Source organism: Lactobacillus sp. XV13L (assembly GCF_059900875.1).
The window spans coordinates 110483-127468 of the sequence record NZ_JBWXGD010000004.1 but is presented as its reverse complement, the minus strand read 5'-3'; the positions used below and the strand labels follow the sequence as shown (position 1 = coordinate 127468).

The window sequence follows — 16986 nt, the reverse complement described above, 5'->3', positions numbered from 1 at the left end:
AGAAGATTAGATTGCATCTATCAGATCAAGTAGGGTGTTCAACTTAAAATTGCAAATTTCAAAGCGAAAAAAACGCACAAATTCGCACTGAATTTGTGCGCGCTTATACTAGGTTCAAAAAGCCCCCGTTAACGGGCTAAATCATCATGAATAATAGTCCCACGTACCAGAACACGCTGTTGAGCGTCAAGTAGTCCCAAGCCTCGCGCATTATTTTGCCCAGAGCAATATTCTTATTTTTAACGGCCTCTGCAAGAGCCAAGAGGATCACCAGGATAAAAAAGACAAAAAAGCCGTACGGCAAAAATTCCGGCTTGTCTTGCCGAACGACGATCAAGTGACAGGCAATGATAAAAAAGAAGGGTAGGACATCGTATCCGCGAAACTTTGCCTTCGGAAACACCTTGTTCAAGATAAATGCTATAGCCAAACCCATTACAGGCACAATAAATATTGAAAACATACTACTTCCTTAAATTACTTTTATTTTAGCCCATGCGTTATTTGAAAAAAGCCACTAAGTAGAATAAAATATTGTTCAAGCAGGAGGTCTACTAATGGCACGAAAACATAAGAAGAAAAAATCAGGATTTCAAAAATTAACAATTGCGATGGCCTGGCTCATGGCCATTATCACACTGGCAGCTGTAGTGATGCAGGTTGTCGGTGCATTATCCAGTTTTGGTGTTTTTGAATAAAAAGCGTGAGAAGAAGCTTCTCACGCTTTTTATTAACGGTAATTATGGAGGTTAACCAAAAACGGAAAGCTAGTTGCCAATAAGCCCCAAACGTGATAGGTCAGCAGCGCAAAAATGAGCGACCAGACCATTGTTGCAATGAGGCTGACCAGCAATTCAGACAGCGGCGCACTAGCAATTCCCGTGACGTTCAACATGAGCCAGCTATATGCGCCCACGAGCGCACTGGCAGCAACAACCGTGATTATCCTGACCCAGAAAACTTCGGGGAGAAAGCGCGCCGCCTTCTGGAGGAGCCAGCAAATACAGGGTAGGCTGACCGTATAAATGCCCAGAAAGCCATAAAAATAAATGTCGCTGACGACGCCGGCACCCAACGCAAGCCAGACTTCCTTATTATTTGTATCATCAAAGAGCGCAATGAGTATCACGCCAACCGGCAATAACAGGTTTATGCCGCTGCTGTATGCAAAAAACTGGTGCATGAAAAACGAGAGGCTGCTGTTGAGGGCAAGCGCAAGGTAGAGGGCTGGTACCAGGATAAACTTCCGCAAAGAACGCATTAGCCAGCCACCTTTCTCTTAATCACAGTCACCACGCTCGGATCGTTTAATTCACCGGCCGGAACAATTTTGATGAGATCGGACAGGCCGAAAGAATCACGCGTCGTTGCGGCAACCGTGCCCACCAGCAGCCCCTTAGGCGAATTGCCGCCCATGCCGCTGGTGTAAACCTTCGTGCCCTTCCTGAGCTTGTGTGAATCGATTGCCTGGGTAAAGGCAAGGGACCCGTTGCCAATCACGGTAATGATGCCGTGCACCCTTTTCCCATCAGCAGACTCCGCTTGGACGGCGAAGCGATTGGCAGATTGATCCGTGGTGGTGATCAATTCCACTTTGGCCGACGCGGCACTAACCTCAATAACGCGCCCAATAAGGCCACCGCCGGCCATTACTGCCATATTCTTGCGCAGCCCCGCCGTGGCCCCCTTGTTTATGACCAACAGAGCCGTCCAGCTATCAGGCGAACGAGAGATAACCGAAGCCTGAACCATATCAAAATCGGTCAGTGTCTTCTTAATCTTCAGAGCAGACTTTAACTGCTTATTTTCGTCCTCAAGGCTCGAATTGCGGGCCTTGGTCTGTTCCAGTTCGGTAACCCGACTTTTAAGGTAATTATTTTCATCTTGCGTGTTAATCAGGTCATGGACACTGTTCATGCTGCCCGAGACCAGGCTAATGGGAAAATTAACCATTCTTACGCCCACCGCTACGATATCATTGCCAAAGCTTTGGATAACCAGCGGCGTATCCCTCTTATTGCGCAAATTTACACTAATTCCCACTACGGAAAAAAGCACGATAACGCCAACACACACCACCAATAATTTTTTGTTTTGTAGAAATTTCTTCATCTAGAACTGATTCCTAAAAAAGCCGGCAATATCAGCCGGCCCTTATTATCTGCGACTATGGCGCATTACTTCAATGTTTTTAAGCGATTCGCCGGTACCGGCTGCAACGCAGTCGAGTGGATCCTGAGCGATAAAGACGGGAACCTTGGTGGCATCTGAGATGACGTCAGGCAGATTCTTGAGCAGTGCGCCCCCACCGGTCAAAACAATCCCGTGATCAATGACGTCTGCTGCGATTTCCGGCGAGGTCTGTTCAAGCGTTTCCTTAATTGCGACGATGATGTCCTGAACGACGTCTTGAATCGCCTTGGCAACGTCAACAGCCTCGACATCAACAGACTTCGGCAGCCCTGTAACCAGGTCACGGCCCCGAATGTTGACCGCCTCGATTCCGTGCGCCTTTTCGACCGACGCGGAACCAATCTGAATCTTGATGTCCTCAGCCGTGCGCTCACCGATCAGCAGGTTGAAGTTGGAGTGAACGTAGTTGACGATTGCCGCGTTGAACTTGTCGCCTGCCTGCCGAATCGACGTAGAGGAGACGATCCCGCCCAGCGAAATCGTGGCAACATCGGTCGTTCCCCCACCAATATCAACAACCATCGATCCGGTTGGATCCATTACCGGAAGTCCGGCCCCAATAGCTGCAGCAAACGGTTCCTCGATAACAAAGGCCTCCCGTGCACCAGCAACGCGCGCAGCGTCAATGACGGCACGCTTTTCGACCTCGGTAACGCCCGATGGTACGCAAATCATCGCCGATGGTTTTGAATTGCCAACGGTCTTTTCAATAAAGTATTTGAGCATTGATGCAGTTGTGTCATAGTCCGCAATTACACCATCCTTCATCGGACGGATGGCAACAATACTGGACGGCGTCCTGCCAATCATTTCCCTGGCTTCCGTGCCGACCGCAATCACCTTGCCGGTATGGGTGTTTTTCGCTACAACGGACGGTTCTCTAAGTACGATGCCTTTGCCTTCCATATAAACAAGCGTATTGGCCGTACCCAAATCGATGCCAATATTTTTTGCTCCTAATCCAAACACGAAAATCTCTCCTTAATTACTGCAGTCTCTAAATCTTGAATAATTATAGCATAAAGTGCAATTGAAAAAAGATTTCCGGTAGAACTTTAAGATGAATTTAAAACAATTGCTGTTCGCGCATGCTGAGGTAATGCCCCCTGCCGACGATAAAGTGGTCCAAAAAATCAATGTGCAGCATGTCGGCGGATGAATGCATAATCTTGGTCAGTTCGATGTCGCTCTCTGATGGTATCAGTTTGCCGCTGGGGTGATTGTGGACGACAAAGATGCCGGCACACGCATAGAGTACCGCCCAGCGGAAGATTTCCCGGGGATGCGCAGTCGCCTTGTCCAGCGTGCCCAGGAAGAGACGCTTCTCAGCAACAATGTGATTGCTATTGTCGATGTAGATTGCCCACAGTTCCTCCTGCTTGCGGCTGGCGAGCTTGTCCGTTAGGTACATGCCCACCTCGCTGCTGGAGGTGAGCACAACCGGATGGTTGGGCACCGCGGCACGCAGCCGCTCCAGCAAGTTTTCACCCAGAATTGCCAGGTCATCGTCGCATTCGCCCCCCGAAAGGTAGTTGAGCAGGCCGTCAAAACTGCTGATATTCAGCCGGTCAAATTCTTTTGTCAGCTGCCCCAAACTCGTTACGCCCCGCTTTTTCAGCTCAGCAACCAAAACCGCCAAAAGTTCAACATCGGTGTGTACTAAATAATGATCAGACTTGATAATTTTCATTTAATTACTCCTTTCACCATTAAGTACGCAAAAAGGCTGGCTAAATTTTTTGCAGGAATGCGGTAAAATCGCGGCAGACTAAAACGGCATTGGCCCGGTCTGTGGTGCTTGCGGGGATAAGGTCTGGGATCATCACACACTTAATGCCCGCATTAGCGGCAGCCTGCACGCCTGTCGGCGAGTCCTCGAACGCCAAAATATTTGCACGCGGAATCCCCAGTTTTTCCGCCCCCAGGAGGTAAATGTCAGGGGCCGGCTTGGGCTTAATGTTGTGTTTCTGGACTTCATCGGCGTTCAGGTGAAAAAGGAAGTAATTCCGTGCACCCGTTGCCCAGAGCGTATGCTCAACGACGTCTTCGGTATTGCTCGAAACAATTGCCATGGCCACGCCCGCTTCTTGAAAAGCATCAAGGGCCTCCTGTACCCCCGGACGCAGTTTCAGCTTGCCCTCATCCGTCCACTGCCACACCAATTCATCAGTGCGCCTAATAAACTGGTCACGCTGCTCTACCGATTGAAAATAGCGGTGATAAAACGCGGTCATGTCGGCTGCGGTTGAACCCACCAGCTTCAGGTAGGTATCGTCAGGTATGCCTAAATTTATTTCTTTTGCTGCTTGAATATTGGCCTTCCAATACAAGTTTTCCGAATTGACCAGCAGACCATCCATATCAAACAAAATACCCTTAATTTCATTATCGATGCCTTGAACGTACATTTTTTGCCTCGCTTTGTAAAATGGCTCCCACTAAATAAAATGAACCTGTCACCAGCAGTATATCATTCGGCTGGCTATCACGGTATATTTCTTTGAAGGCCGCACGCCATTGGGGATAAAAGGGGTATTTTTGCTCAACCCATGCGGGGAAGTCACCCTTTTGCGCGGCGCGCGGATAGTCAATCGTGGTCAACGCAACTTCATCCGTCGCACTAAATAAGGAGAAGACCTGTGCCATATCCTTGTCTTTCATCATCATTATCAGGATGCGCACCCTGCCGCCCCGCCACTCTTGCTGCTGGTGGACAAAGGCCAGCAGGTTTTTCACTGCCTGCACGTTGTGGGCCCCATCCAGAACAATGAGCGGCCTTTCCTTTAAAATCTGGTAGCGGCCCGGAACGATCGTTTCGTTAATTGCGGCTGCCGCTTGTCCTGCTTCCAGGTCCAAACCAAGCAGGTAAAAGGCCCTGATTGCGATTGCCGCATCTTTCTTTTCAACGTCCGGCATCGCCTTAAAAGGCACCCGGCGCACCCGGTCAACGTATGTATCTTTATGCTCGCCGGCCAGGGCAAAGTCACGGCCCAACTGGCTGATTGGCGCTTGTTCTGCATGCGCTTTTTTACGGATGATTGGCAGCACCGCGCGGGGCACATTGCCCAGCACCACCGGTCGCCGCTTTTTAATCACGCCGCTTTTTTCCCGGGCAATATCCTGAATGGTGGGTCCAATCACTTCTTCGTGGTCGAGTCCCACCGTGGTAATTACGCTCACCTCGGGGGTGATGACGTTGGTTTTGTCGTGTTCTCCGCCAATTCCCACTTCAATCACGGCGTAGTCGCAGCGTTCTTGAGCAAAGTAGACGAAGGCCATGGCCACTTCATACTCAAAGGTAACCAGGGTAAAAAGCGGATCCTTTTGACGAATGCGTTGAAGCGCTTCTTCCACCCGACTGGCTGCCACAAGAAGGTCTTGCTCCGCAATATTCTGACCGTTCAACTGAATTCGTTCGTTGAATTCATATACGTACGGCGAAACAAAAAGGCCAGTCTTTTGACCGGCCTTTTGCAGCAAGCTATTCAAGTAGTACGACGTTGAACCTTTACCATTAGTGCCCGTGATATGGATTGTCTTAACCTGGTCCTGCGGATTGCCCAGAATTGCCAAAACCTTTTTGATGGATGACAAATCGGCTTTTTCGTGCCGCTTGGGCAGTGCGTAGATGTAGGAGATCAACTCTTGGCTACTGGTAAAATTCACGCTATTCTCCCTTCCGCAATTCCTGAATTCTTTGCCGCACACTTTCAAGCTGACGCTCATAGTCAATTTTCTTGGCTTTTTCCTTATCGATCACAGCTTGGGGCGCATGGGCAACAAAGCCCTGGTTGCTTAGCTTCTTAGCTGCACGTTCGACTTCACCAGCAAGCTCTTTTTCCTCTTTTTCCATGCGGCTGATTTCGTCATCCACATTAACCAAGTCAACTAGCGGAACGAAGATCTGTGCCCCCGAGATCACCGCCGTTTTGGCCAACTTAGGCGCATCAATGGTGGTTGCAATGGTCAACTTCTTCGGGTGCAAGAAGTTTTTCACGTACTCAGCATTTGCCGTTAAAACCCGTTCACTATTCTTATCCTCAATCTGAATCATGATGTCGATTGGTGAAGACAGGGGCGCATTGACTTCCATGCGGATGTTGCGAACAGCCTTGATTGTTTCAATCAAAAAGTCCATATCATTGCGGGCCTGGTCGTTGACAAATTCACTATGCGTTTCCGGATACTTGGCCACCATGATTGATTTCCCATTGTGCGGCATTGACAGCCAGAGCTTTTCGGTCACAAACGGCATAATTGGATGCAGCAGGCGCAAAATCTGGTCCAAAATCCAAATCAAATTGTCCTGCTTCTTCGCCTTTAGCTCCTGGTCATCGCCATTTAGGGTCACCTTAGACATTTCAATGTACCAGTCACAGAAGTCATTCCAAACAAAGTTGTACATTTCGCGGCCGGCTTCGCCGAACTTGTACTCATCGAACAGGCGAATAACTTCGCCGACCGTGTGATTCAAGCGGTCAAAGATCCACCCGTCAGCCAAATCAAAGCCGGCAACGTCCGGCATGTGCGCCGGCTCTGCACCTTTGGGCAGGTTCATAATCACAAACCGTGAGGCATTCCAGACCTTATTGATAAAGTTCCAAGCAGAGGCCAACTTTTTAGGATTATAACGGGTGTCCTGTCCGGGCGCTGTCCCGTTCAGCAGGAACCACCGCAAGGCATCCGCACCATACTGGTCGACAACATCCATCGGATCAACCCCGTTGCCCAGCGACTTGCTCATTTTGCGCCCCTGTTCATCACGAATAAGTCCGTGCAGAACCGTATCCCTAAAGGGCCTCTTATGCGTAAAGTGCAAACTTTGAAAAATCATGCGCGCAACCCAGAATGGCAGGATGTCATAACCAGTCACCAGCGCATCCGTCGGGAAGTAGCGTTGATAGTCTGCAGAATCTTCATCCGGCCAGCCTATGGTTGAAAACGGCCAGAGCGCACTGGAGAACCAGGTATCAAGCACATCGGGATCCTGCTCCCAATTTTCAATGTCCTGCGGGGCCTCTTCGCCCACGTAGACCTTACCTGTTTTCTTGTTGTACCATGCAGGAATCCGGTGCCCCCACCATAGCTGGCGGGAGATTACCCAATCATGAATATTTTCCATCCACTGCTTAAAGGTATGCTCAAAACGCTCGGGTACAAAGTTAACCTTGTCTGCTGTCTCTTGGTTAGCCAAGGCTTTTTCGGCCAGCGGCTTCATCTTAACAAACCACTGCGTAGACAGACGCGGCTCAACCTGGACGCCGGAGCGTTCTGAGTGTCCAACCGAGTGCACAATTGGCTTGACTTTGATCAGATAGCCCTGCTCTTTCAAATCCTTAACCAGTTCTTTGCGACACTCGAAACGATCCATGCCGGCATACTTGCCCGCTTGCTCGTTCATTGTGCCATCATCGTTCATAACGTTGATCCGTTCGAGGTTGTGCCGGTTGCCGACGGCAAAGTCGTTGGGGTCATGTGCCGGCGTGATTTTAACTAAACCGGTGCCAAAGTCGGGATCAACGTGTTGGTCCTCAATGATGGGAATGCGGCGTCCGACAAGGGGCAAAATCAATTCCTTGCCGACAATATCCCGGTATCGTTCATCCCCGTGCGCAACCGCAACTGCAGTATCGCCAAACATGGTTTCCGGCCGTGTCGTAGCAATCTCAACAAAGCCTGACCCATCGGCAAAGGGATACTTGATATGATAAAAGGCACCCTCGTCATCTTGGTGAATAACCTCAATATCGCTCAGGGCAGTCTGCAGTTCAGGATCCCAGTTGATGATGTACTCGCCGCGATAGATTAAGCCCTCATTGTAGAGCTGCACGAAGACGCGGCGCACCGCCTTTGACAGTCCTTCGTCCAAGGTAAAACGCTCACGCGAATAATCAAGCGACAGACCCATTTTAGCCCATTGGCTCTTGATAATGCTGGCGTACTCATCCTTCCAGTCCCAAACTTGCTTGACAAAAGCCTTGCGGCCCATCTCGTGCCGGTTTTTGCCCTGCTCACGCAATTTTGCTTCAACCTTGGCCTGCGTTGCAATCCCGGCGTGATCCATTCCTGGCAGGTACAGGGTATCAAACCCCTGCATCCGCTTAAAACGAATCAGGGTATCCTGAATTGCCGTATCCCATGCATGTCCTAAGTGCAGCTTGCCCGTGACGTTTGGCGGCGGGATCACGATTGAATACGGGTGCGCTTGACTATCGCCGGACGGCTTAAATAAGTCCTGATCAAGCCACTCCTGGTATCTGCCCTGTTCGACTGCTTGTGGGTCGTATTTAGGTGCTAAATCTGTCATAATATTCCTCCCAATAAAAAAGTCCTAGACAAAATTGTCTAGGACGATGTAATTACCGCGGTACCACCTAAGTTAAGCAGATTAAATCCGCTTCTCTTACATTGCGATAACGGCGAAATGCCGGATCAGCCTACTATTGGTTCAGCCAACCAGTCCAACCAAGCTACCAACCAACCCTACCTGACCTTTCAGCACTACGGGTCATTCTCTAGTTATTCAGGGTTAGTACCTCTTGATTATTGCTTTGCAGGTATTATAGCATATTTTTACAAAATTTGTGCATCTTCTTCAGCCTTATCCGCCAGGAATTTATCATTCGGGTGTATTGGCGTGATTTGTATTCCCGCAAAGGCCCGCTGAATCAGACCATCGACATCAAGCCGTTCCTCGTACGCACGCGCTTTGTCAAGCCGCGGCTTCGTCTTGGGGCGGGGCGGCGCAAAGATCGTGCAGCAATCCTCAAACGGCTGAATCGATAAATCAAAAGTGCCGATCTTTTCGGCCAAAGCAATAATTTCCGTCTTGTCCATCGTGGCCACGGGCCTTACTACCGGGGTTGTCGTGACGTCGTTAATTGCCGCCATTGATTCCAGCGTTTGCGATGCCACCTGACCAACCGATTCACCGTTAAAAATAGCCAGTCCTTTGCGCTGGGCCCGAATCAGGTCAGCAAGCTGCAGCATAAAGCGGCGCTGCACGGTCATCAGGTAGCCCTCAGGTACCTTCTCCTTGATTGTTTCCTGAATTTCTGCAAAGGGAACCGCAATAAAGTTGATGCGACCGGAATAATTAGCCAGGATCCCGGTTAATTCCTTGGCCTTGTTCAGCGCCTTTTCGGTGGTGTAAGGCGGACTATAGAAGTGCACCATGTCGATATCGACCCCGCGCTTGAGGGCCAGGTATGAGGCAACGGGTGAATCGATTCCACCGGACAGCATCATGACCGCACGCCCGCCGGTGCCAACGGGCATGCCGCCCGCACCGTGCAGCAACTGGTTGGAAAGGTAGATTGCATCCGGGCGAACCTCGATGCGCAGCACAATATCAGGATGCTTCATTTCCACCCTTAAATTATCCATATGTGCAAACAGGTAGTCACCAACCAGCTGATTCAATTCATTGGTATCGTATGCAAAATGGTGGTCGCTGCGCCTGGTGTTAACCTTGAAGGTCATGCCCTCTTCAAAGGCTGCGGTCATTAGAGCCAGTGCGGTCGTTTCAACCGCTTCGAGCGTTTTGGCAACCTTCACGGTTGGCGAATACGTTTGAATGCCAAACACTTTTCTTAAGCGCTGGTCAACTTCCTCGAATGGCGCACCGTTAAGCACGATGTGCATCCGGTCGTGACGCGCATGAATTTCAACCGCGGGGAAGTCGCGTAACACCTTGGTTACGTTGCCGGCCAAGCGCCCGATGAAGTCCTTGCGGTTCTTGCCCTTAGTCGAAAGTTCACCGTAGCGAACCATTATTTCAGTGTATTTCATTATTTCTCTTCTCCTAAATGATTAATCGGAGCAAAGTGCCGGTAAATCTTATCAAAGACCCTGATAAATTCATCTGCTTCTGCCAGCGTGTTGGTTTCGTCAAAACTGAGCCGGATTGCGCTCGTTGCAATCTTGTCCTCTACGTGCATTGCCACCAGGGTACTGGCCTCATCCGTCTTGGTCGAAGCGCAGGCGGACGTCGTCGACGTGTAGATGTCGTATTCTTCCAGCGTGTGGACTAACGTTTCGCCGCGGATTCCCTCAAGGGCAAAACACAAAATATGCGGTGCAAAATCATCACTTAGCGGTGAAAAAATTTCAATTCCCGGCTTATCCTGCAGGTAGTCGGCAATTTTGCGCTTAATTGCTGACTCGCGCCCTGCCTTTTCGGCCTCACCGGCCAGCAGCAAGCGCATGGCTTTGGCCATGCCGGCAATCGCCGGCAAATTTTCCGTGCCGGAGCGCAGCCCCTTCTCCTGGCCGCCACCGTCGTGCAGGGGCGGCAGCATCTTGCCCTCTTTTTTATACAGGATGCCCGTTCCCCTGGGGGCATGAAACTTGTGGGCGGAGAAGCTAGAGAAGTCGACACGCGGAGTGAAGACCCGCGGCCAAATATTCTTGCCGAGGGCTTGGACATTGTCAACGTGGAAATTAACGGTCGGGTAGTTTGACAAAAGGTCGCTAATTTCTTCAATCGGCTGAATCGATCCAATTTCGTTGTTAACGCCCATAATTGAGACGAGCGTGGTATCGGAATCAAGCGTGCTGCGCAAATCATTGACATTGACCCGCCCCCTTTTGTCGACCGGCAAGCGGGTAACGTTAAAGCCGAGGCGTTCTAGGGCGTTAAAGCTGTTGGCAACGGATGCGTGTTCCACGCTCGACGTAATCAAATGCCTGCCAAACTCACGCTTCTGCAGCGCCGTGCCCTTAATCGCCCAGTTATTGGATTCCGTGCCGCCGGATGTGAAGAAGATTTCATCCTGCTTCGTCCCCAGCAGTCCAGCAATCTGCTTGCGTGCGCTTTCCAGCAGCTGATACGCCCGGTCGCCTAACTTGTGCAGGCTCGACGGGTTGGCCCAAATGTTTTGGGCGACCTGATCATAAGTTGCCAGCACCGCCGGGTCAACCTTCGTTGTCGCACTATTATCAAAATAAATCATTTAATAAAATCATCCCCATGTACATCTGCACTCTACGCTCAACAGCAGCGTTTTGCGGCGTGCCTACCTCGTTAAAATTCGCTTGAATTCATGAAAATTTGCTGTTTTTACCCCTTTTGCGTCCCTCTCAATCATTAGGAACGGCCTACTCAGGACTCAGCAAAACTGCTATTTTGAGTTCAACGGATTCTTTGCCAATAGATATTCTATCATCTTCGCACCCTTTTACAACTTCAGAGTGCTCGGATCGCATGCAACCTAGCCTGCCTGCTTCTTTACGGCCGCGACTAATTGTCCTGCTTGGGGGCAGATGCTGGCAATATTCCGCTGCCACTGCTTCTGGCCAATTATTCCGCGCAACATAAAAACCGCTCTTTATAAAGCAGTTTCATGAAATTTCCTAAGTTATAGACAATGCCGCCTGCAGCACGCCCCCGCTTGTGCCCCTTAATAGGCTTCCACTTATTCGCACGACTGCATATGTCTGCTAGCCCAGCCTTTTTGCCATGGCGATAATTACAACAACGGCCGCTGCAGCCACTACAGTTTTGACGATGGTCTTTGTCCTCAAATCGATTTTAGCGTTGATTGTCAGATTGCCCTTTTTCATTTGATAATTGTGAATTTTGTTCATTGCTTTCCCCTCATTATAGTTTATGATACGACCAAAAGGAACTTCACGGTTCCTCAAAATTGCCGGGGCTTAATTCCTAGGCATGCGCGCAGTGTTATCAGCGTGGTGATGAGTGTTGATATTGCGCCGATACGTTCTAAAGTTTCGGCTTTAGATTGCTTTTTCTGCCCTCGTTTTTCAAGTCCCGCGCCGTCTTCCGCGTACCCGCTGCTTGTTTAAACGTCCACCGCCAACAGTATTTGCAATTCAGCTTAACCTTTTGCATAAATCAACCCCAAGGCCGTCAAGTTTTCGAGGCTTGCCTTTTTTGCGCTGCTTGGGAATTAATGTTCAGAATAGGGACGTTAACTACAAAAAGCACCGATTCCCAAACGGCCAGCTAATTACAAGGCGGGACACCCCCGTCAACCTACCTTCTGGCCCTGGTTTGTCAGTTGCTGCTCTTGTTAGAATAATACGCGTTCTCAAGGCGCTGGTACGATCCCGGCTCCGCTTTTTCAAGCGCCGTTGCAATCGTGTCTAGCGCGTCCTTATAGTCAAACTCCTGACTATAAAGCTCCATCGTCTTCTTTTGGGCACTTTTCATCGCGCTATTGTCCGAATACTTGTTAGAATACTGCAGCGTCAGTTCCACCAGGTTGGCCGAGTTAATGATGTCGTCTGCCTCACGCTTGAGCCGTTCGACGTCATCAGAAATCTGAATTAATTCGTTCGAGATCTTTTCCATATTGATCCGGACCTGCCCCAGTTCCTTGGCCACGTGCCCGATTTCGTTAACAACCAGCGTATACATCTGAACGAAGCTGTCGGGGTTGCCCGGCAATTTTTTGCGCTCCAAGCGGCGGTAAACAAGCGCTACCTCCTGCTTAAACTGGTTAACCGAATTATTGGCAACGTTTTCCGAATCAAAGAGTCCATCAACGTCCCGCGCCATATTGTTTTGCTCCGTGCCTATTTCGCGCAGGCGCTCGAGCATGCTTAGCCACCTGGCCTTGATTGCAGAATAAACGCCCTTGCCATCAGCCACGTTTTGCGTGTCAACCGTGTACTGCCGGTTCATGTCGGTAACTTCCTGCTCAAATTTACGGCTCTGTGCGAGTTCGCCGTGCGTCAGTTCGTAACTTTCATCAATGTGACGCAGCTTCTTGACCAGGTTACGGGATTCAACCAGCGCGTGCGCAAGCAGCCGCTGAATTTTGTCCTGATTTTCTTCAACGAAGGGCCGCGCCTTGTACTCCCTGGTCAAAACCTCATAGAGATCAGCAATTGCACTTTTGATCTCGCTAATTTGCTTGTCCAGCTCCGCAATCTTCAAGTCCGCCAGCGTGCGGCTGGCTTCATTGACCTGGCCGCGGATCTTTTTTATTTCACCCAGCACGTCAATCTGAGTGATGTAATACTTAGAAGACATCATCTTCTTGTAAGTATCGGACAACTCACCCAACTGTGCCCGAAAAACCTGGTCCAGCTGGCGACGCGCGTCCCTAACCTTGGGCAGAACCGTTTCAACTAAATCTAGTGCTGCCTTGATCTTGGACAAAACCCGCTTGGCTTCAACTTGATCACCCTGAGCGGTCAGGCTCTTTGCTTCGGAAAAATCCTGCTCGATTGCAGCCAGTTCGTCCTCAATCCGGTCAAGCGCTACGCCGTACTCAAAAGAGTCGGCCAAGACCTTCTTACGCAGCTCCAGGTAGTTTTTATTGAGTTCATCATACTGCATCTGGTTCTCACGGTGAGACTCAAGTAATTCCGTAAAAACCTCTTGCGTGTTCTTCGCATCATCATACGTAGGCCGCATGATTCCCTGGGCCTGCTTAATGTTCTTGCGGGCCTTAAACAGCAGGTAGTGGGCGTTCTGCTCCGCGGCCTGGTCCAAAAGGGCCTGGACTTGAGGGATTTTTTTGGTAGTTGCCTGCTGGTAGCTCTCGCGCCAGGTCGTCAACGTGATCAGACTCTCACCCGCCAATTCCATTTTATTAAGCTTGACAATATCGGCTTCCAAATTCATTTTGTCAATTTTAGTGATTAGGTCGTCAAGTTCAATAATTTCCCGCAGCTGCTTATGATTCATAATTAGCATAAATGCAATCGCAAGAATAATGATTAAAACTACAATTACCACAACTATGGCCTGGGCTGGTGACATAATTTTCCTCCAAAACTACCCTAATTATACCAAATTTATCTTATGCTGTGAGCATGAGTTTATAATAAATAGCACACCCGGACACTAAATAAAAAAACGTTAACGAATCATTCATAATTTAGACCAATTCGGCAAATTCTCTTGCTTTAGCCGCGTGCGGCCGCTATAATAGGGGAAGTGTAAAATATTTGCAGCTATAAGTGACAAGAACGTCAACATCTTAATACGTTTTAGTGAACGAGTAACCGACGCTGCAACAGGCGAAAATGAAAATTAAGATGCACGAATGTTGAACTTATACGTGATTATTTTACTCCAAAAACTGTTAGCAGATTTTATTGGAGGATTTTATGTCAAGATATACAGGTCCAAGTTGGAAACGGTCAAGAAGATTAGGGATTTCCCTTTCAGGCACGGGCAAGGAGCTTAGCCGGCGCAACTACGCCCCCGGTCAGCACGGTCCCAACGCACGCGGGCGCTTGTCGGAATACGGCGAGCAGCTGCATGAAAAGCAGAAGCTGCGCTGGATGTACGGCTTAAACGAGCGTCAATTTAGAACTTTGTTCAAGCGCGCTGGTAAGATTCGTGAAGGTGAGCACGGTACCAACTTCATGGTTTTGCTTGAATGCCGTTTGGACAGTCTGGTTTACCGCTTAGGCTTGGCTACCACTAGGGAACAGGCTAGACAGCTGGTCAACCACGGTCATGTTACCGTTGATGGCAAGCGAGTCGACATCCCTTCATACGAAGTTAGCGTGGGCCAAACCATCAGTCTGAGGGAGAAGTCAAAGAACTTGCAGCAAGTCAAAGATGCGCTTGAAGCAGTTGTGGCTCGCCCATCATTCGTTTCATTTGATGACAACAAGTTGGAAGGTTCTCTTGTACGTCTTCCAGAACGTGATGAAATGGAACCAGAAATTAATGAAGCCCTGGTTGTTGAATACTACAACAAATTGCTTTAATTTTTTCATTACCAAACCCCTTTCCTGCTTGGAGAGGGGTTTTTGCTACGCGAAAGGAAGGCCAAACAATGTCCGACGATTTAAATACGAGGGTCGCAAATGCGGCCCAGGGGATTACGCCCCAGACAAGGCCCGATGAGCGCAGACGATTTTTGGGTTCTTTGCGCGAGCGGGTCTTGGTGCGGATGACGAATGCCGAAACAGCGGATGCCAAGTTGACCAACTTATTTCTGCTGCACTTCCCTGACTTTGTTGGTTACTCCATTCTGATCAATGGCAATCTGGACGGGAATTTCTTGAACCAAGTTGAAACAAACTGTGGCAAGTACAATATTTCATTTACCCTAGTCAACAATGAAACCGCCCAAACGGGACCGGAGGACACCGCAATTTTGGTTGTTGCCCCCACTGCGATCAACAAGCTGCGGGTTGAAATCGGCCAGGTCTACCCACCCGAAATGCCCCAAGACAAGTTGACTGCGGCCGCCCCTAGCAAAAGGGCGGGCTTCTGGCACCGCCTCTTCCACGGAGACAAATAATGAAACCACTCGCCTACAGAATGCGCCCGCACAATTTGGATGAGGTGGTTGGCCAGCAACACTTGATTGGTCCGGGCAAAATTATCCGGCGCATGGTTGAGGCCAAGCTTTTATCCTCAATGATCCTCTACGGCCCGCCCGGCATCGGTAAAACCAGCATCGCGAGTGCGATTGCGGGCTCGACTAAGTATGCTTTTCGCAAGCTTAACGCCGCAACCGATGGCAAGAAGCAGCTGCAGCAAGTTGCACTTGAAGGCAAAATGAGCGGTACGGTGATCCTCCTGCTCGATGAGATTCACCGCTTAGACAAGACCAAGCAGGACTTTCTCCTGCCCCTGCTCGAAAGTGGCCAGATTATTCTTATCGGCGCCACTACGGAGAATCCCTACATCTCAATCTCCCCCGCCATTCGTTCGCGCTGCCAAATATTTGAGCTTAAGCCGCTGGACGCAGGCGACGTTAACAAGGCCATCGATCGTGCCCTTCACGATGAGGAAAACGGTTTAGGCAGCTATCACGTTGAACTCACTGCCGAAGCCCAAAAATTGCTCGTTGAGAAGGGCAACGGCGACCTGCGCGCCACACTGAACGGCCTGGAATTGGCCGTGCGCTCAACCAAGCAGGAACTTAAAGCCGACGGGACAGACACCAGCTCGGGCTTTAAAATTGACCAGCAGACGATGGCTAATTCCATTCAGGTGCGTGCCCAAAACTTTGATGCGTCCGGAGACGGTCACTATGACCTCGTTTCGGCTTTTCAAAAGTCAATCCGGGGCTCGGATACAGACGCCGCACTGCATTATCTGGCGCGCCTGATTGAATCCGGCGACCTCGTGTCAATCTGTCGCCGCTTGAGCGTCATCGCCTATGAAGACATTGGCCTGGCCAACCCGGCCGCGGCCCAGCACGCAATAATTGCAATTCAGGCTGCGCAGAGTCTCGGCTTGCCCGAAGCGCGCATACCGCTTGCGAACGCCGTAATCGAGCTGGCACTTTCGCCCAAGAGCAACAGTGCAATCAGCGCAATCGACCAGGCCTTGAGCGATGTCCAAAACAAAGACACCGGATCAATCCCTGACAGCCTCAAGGATGCGCACTATTCCGGCGCTGAAAAATTGGGACACGGGACTAGCTACGTATATCCGCACTCCTATCCGGGCGACTGGATTCCCCAGCAGTATTTGCCCGACAAGCTCCTGGGCACGCAGTACTTTACCCCTAAAGGCAACTCCAAAATTGAAAAAGGGTTGCTCAAGCAGTACCAAGTTTTGCACAACATGCAAAAAGAGGGCCTGAAAACCACGTCTGACGGGAAAAATTAAGCGTGTTGATCCGTGTGCTGCCGAAGAAAAGTTGACAAATAGCATTATTTTAGCTAGTATAATAGTTGATCTGGGTTGACTGATTAGCTAAATTGTATAAAGTTGACCGGTCAAACATATTACGTGCGAGACAGTAAATAACAATAGAATCGGAATACTATCTGATCTATCAGCATAGGATCCACATTCGTTGCGCTACTTCTCATTTCTTTGAACACTGCGGGTTCAACAAGCAC

At 49.8% G+C, this 16986-nt stretch carries 16 protein-coding genes; 4 read left to right on the top strand and 12 right to left on the bottom strand.

From position 1 onward, the window contains the following. Positions 1-136: 136 nt before the first annotated feature. Positions 137-463, bottom strand: coding sequence for a DUF3397 domain-containing protein (locus AC2JF6_RS04155; RefSeq protein ID WP_500729518.1), 327 nt, complete (start codon positions 461-463; stop codon positions 137-139). A gap of 94 nt (positions 464-557) precedes the next feature. On the opposite strand from AC2JF6_RS04155, the gene AC2JF6_RS04150 reads away from it, so the two are divergent. Next, positions 558-698 (top strand): DUF4044 domain-containing protein, encoded by a 141-nt coding sequence (locus AC2JF6_RS04150; protein WP_500729517.1) that lies wholly within the window; start codon positions 558-560, stop codon positions 696-698. Between the two features lie 32 nt (positions 699-730). Here AC2JF6_RS04150 and mreD read toward each other — a convergent pair whose 3' ends face one another. The 11 genes from mreD to ezrA all read right to left on the bottom strand — a co-directional run bounded on the left by mreD (position 731) and on the right by ezrA (position 13927). Continuing rightward, the gene (gene mreD, locus AC2JF6_RS04145) at positions 731-1261 is read right to left on the bottom strand and encodes a rod shape-determining protein MreD (RefSeq protein ID WP_500729516.1); all 531 of its coding nucleotides are present in this window, start codon (positions 1259-1261) and stop codon (positions 731-733) included. Further along, positions 1261-2112 carry a rod shape-determining protein MreC gene (gene mreC, locus AC2JF6_RS04140; RefSeq protein WP_500729515.1) on the bottom strand — a complete coding sequence of 284 codons (852 nt, stop codon included), beginning with the start codon at positions 2110-2112 and terminating at the stop codon, positions 1261-1263. The genes mreD and mreC overlap by 1 nt, the downstream gene beginning before the upstream one ends. A gap of 45 nt (positions 2113-2157) precedes the next feature. Further along, positions 2158-3162: a rod shape-determining protein gene (locus tag AC2JF6_RS04135; RefSeq protein WP_500729514.1), complete on the bottom strand. Its 1005-nt coding sequence runs from the start codon at positions 3160-3162 to the stop codon at positions 2158-2160. Positions 3163-3259: 97 nt separating this feature from the next. Next, positions 3260-3883, bottom strand: a complete 624-nt coding sequence (locus tag AC2JF6_RS04130) for a JAB domain-containing protein (RefSeq protein ID WP_500729513.1) — start codon at positions 3881-3883, stop codon at positions 3260-3262. A 40-nt stretch (positions 3884-3923) separates the two neighbouring features. Beyond that, the gene (locus AC2JF6_RS04125) at positions 3924-4601 is read right to left on the bottom strand and encodes an HAD family hydrolase (RefSeq protein ID WP_500729512.1); all 678 of its coding nucleotides are present in this window, start codon (positions 4599-4601) and stop codon (positions 3924-3926) included. Further along, positions 4579-5859, bottom strand: a complete 1281-nt coding sequence (locus tag AC2JF6_RS04120) for a bifunctional folylpolyglutamate synthase/dihydrofolate synthase (RefSeq protein WP_500729511.1) — start codon at positions 5857-5859, stop codon at positions 4579-4581. The genes AC2JF6_RS04125 and AC2JF6_RS04120 overlap by 23 nt, the downstream gene beginning before the upstream one ends. 1 nt (position 5860) lies before the next feature. Further along, entirely contained in the window at positions 5861-8500 is a 2640-nt protein-coding gene (locus AC2JF6_RS04115) for a valine--tRNA ligase (RefSeq protein ID WP_500729510.1), read from the bottom strand. A gap of 266 nt (positions 8501-8766) precedes the next feature. Continuing rightward, entirely contained in the window at positions 8767-9984 is a 1218-nt protein-coding gene (gene thiI / locus AC2JF6_RS04110; RefSeq protein WP_500729509.1) for a tRNA uracil 4-sulfurtransferase ThiI, read from the bottom strand. Next, positions 9984-11147, bottom strand: coding sequence for a cysteine desulfurase family protein (locus AC2JF6_RS04105; RefSeq protein ID WP_500729508.1), 1164 nt, complete (start codon positions 11145-11147; stop codon positions 9984-9986). The genes thiI and AC2JF6_RS04105 overlap by 1 nt, the downstream gene beginning before the upstream one ends. A 487-nt stretch (positions 11148-11634) precedes the next feature. After that, positions 11635-11781, bottom strand: coding sequence for a hypothetical protein (locus AC2JF6_RS04100; RefSeq protein WP_500729507.1), 147 nt, complete (start codon positions 11779-11781; stop codon positions 11635-11637). A 430-nt stretch (positions 11782-12211) separates the two neighbouring features. Continuing rightward, complete coding sequence (gene ezrA, locus AC2JF6_RS04095; RefSeq protein ID WP_500729506.1) at positions 12212-13927, bottom strand: septation ring formation regulator EzrA; 1716 nt, start codon at positions 13925-13927, stop codon at positions 12212-12214. A gap of 350 nt (positions 13928-14277) precedes the next feature. On the opposite strand from ezrA, the gene rpsD reads away from it, so the two are divergent. The 3 genes from rpsD (at position 14278) to AC2JF6_RS04080 (ending at position 16750) form a co-directional block, all read left to right on the top strand. Continuing rightward, a complete protein-coding gene (gene rpsD / locus AC2JF6_RS04090) occupies positions 14278-14889 on the top strand; it encodes a 30S ribosomal protein S4 (protein ID WP_500729505.1) in 612 nt (203 codons plus the stop codon). A gap of 68 nt (positions 14890-14957) precedes the next feature. Continuing rightward, positions 14958-15428, top strand: a complete 471-nt coding sequence (locus AC2JF6_RS04085; protein ID WP_500729504.1) for a DUF1694 domain-containing protein — start codon at positions 14958-14960, stop codon at positions 15426-15428. Further along, positions 15428-16750, top strand: coding sequence for a replication-associated recombination protein A (locus AC2JF6_RS04080; RefSeq protein ID WP_500729503.1), 1323 nt, complete (start codon positions 15428-15430; stop codon positions 16748-16750). The genes AC2JF6_RS04085 and AC2JF6_RS04080 overlap by 1 nt, the downstream gene beginning before the upstream one ends. Positions 16751-16986: the final 236 nt, after the last annotated feature.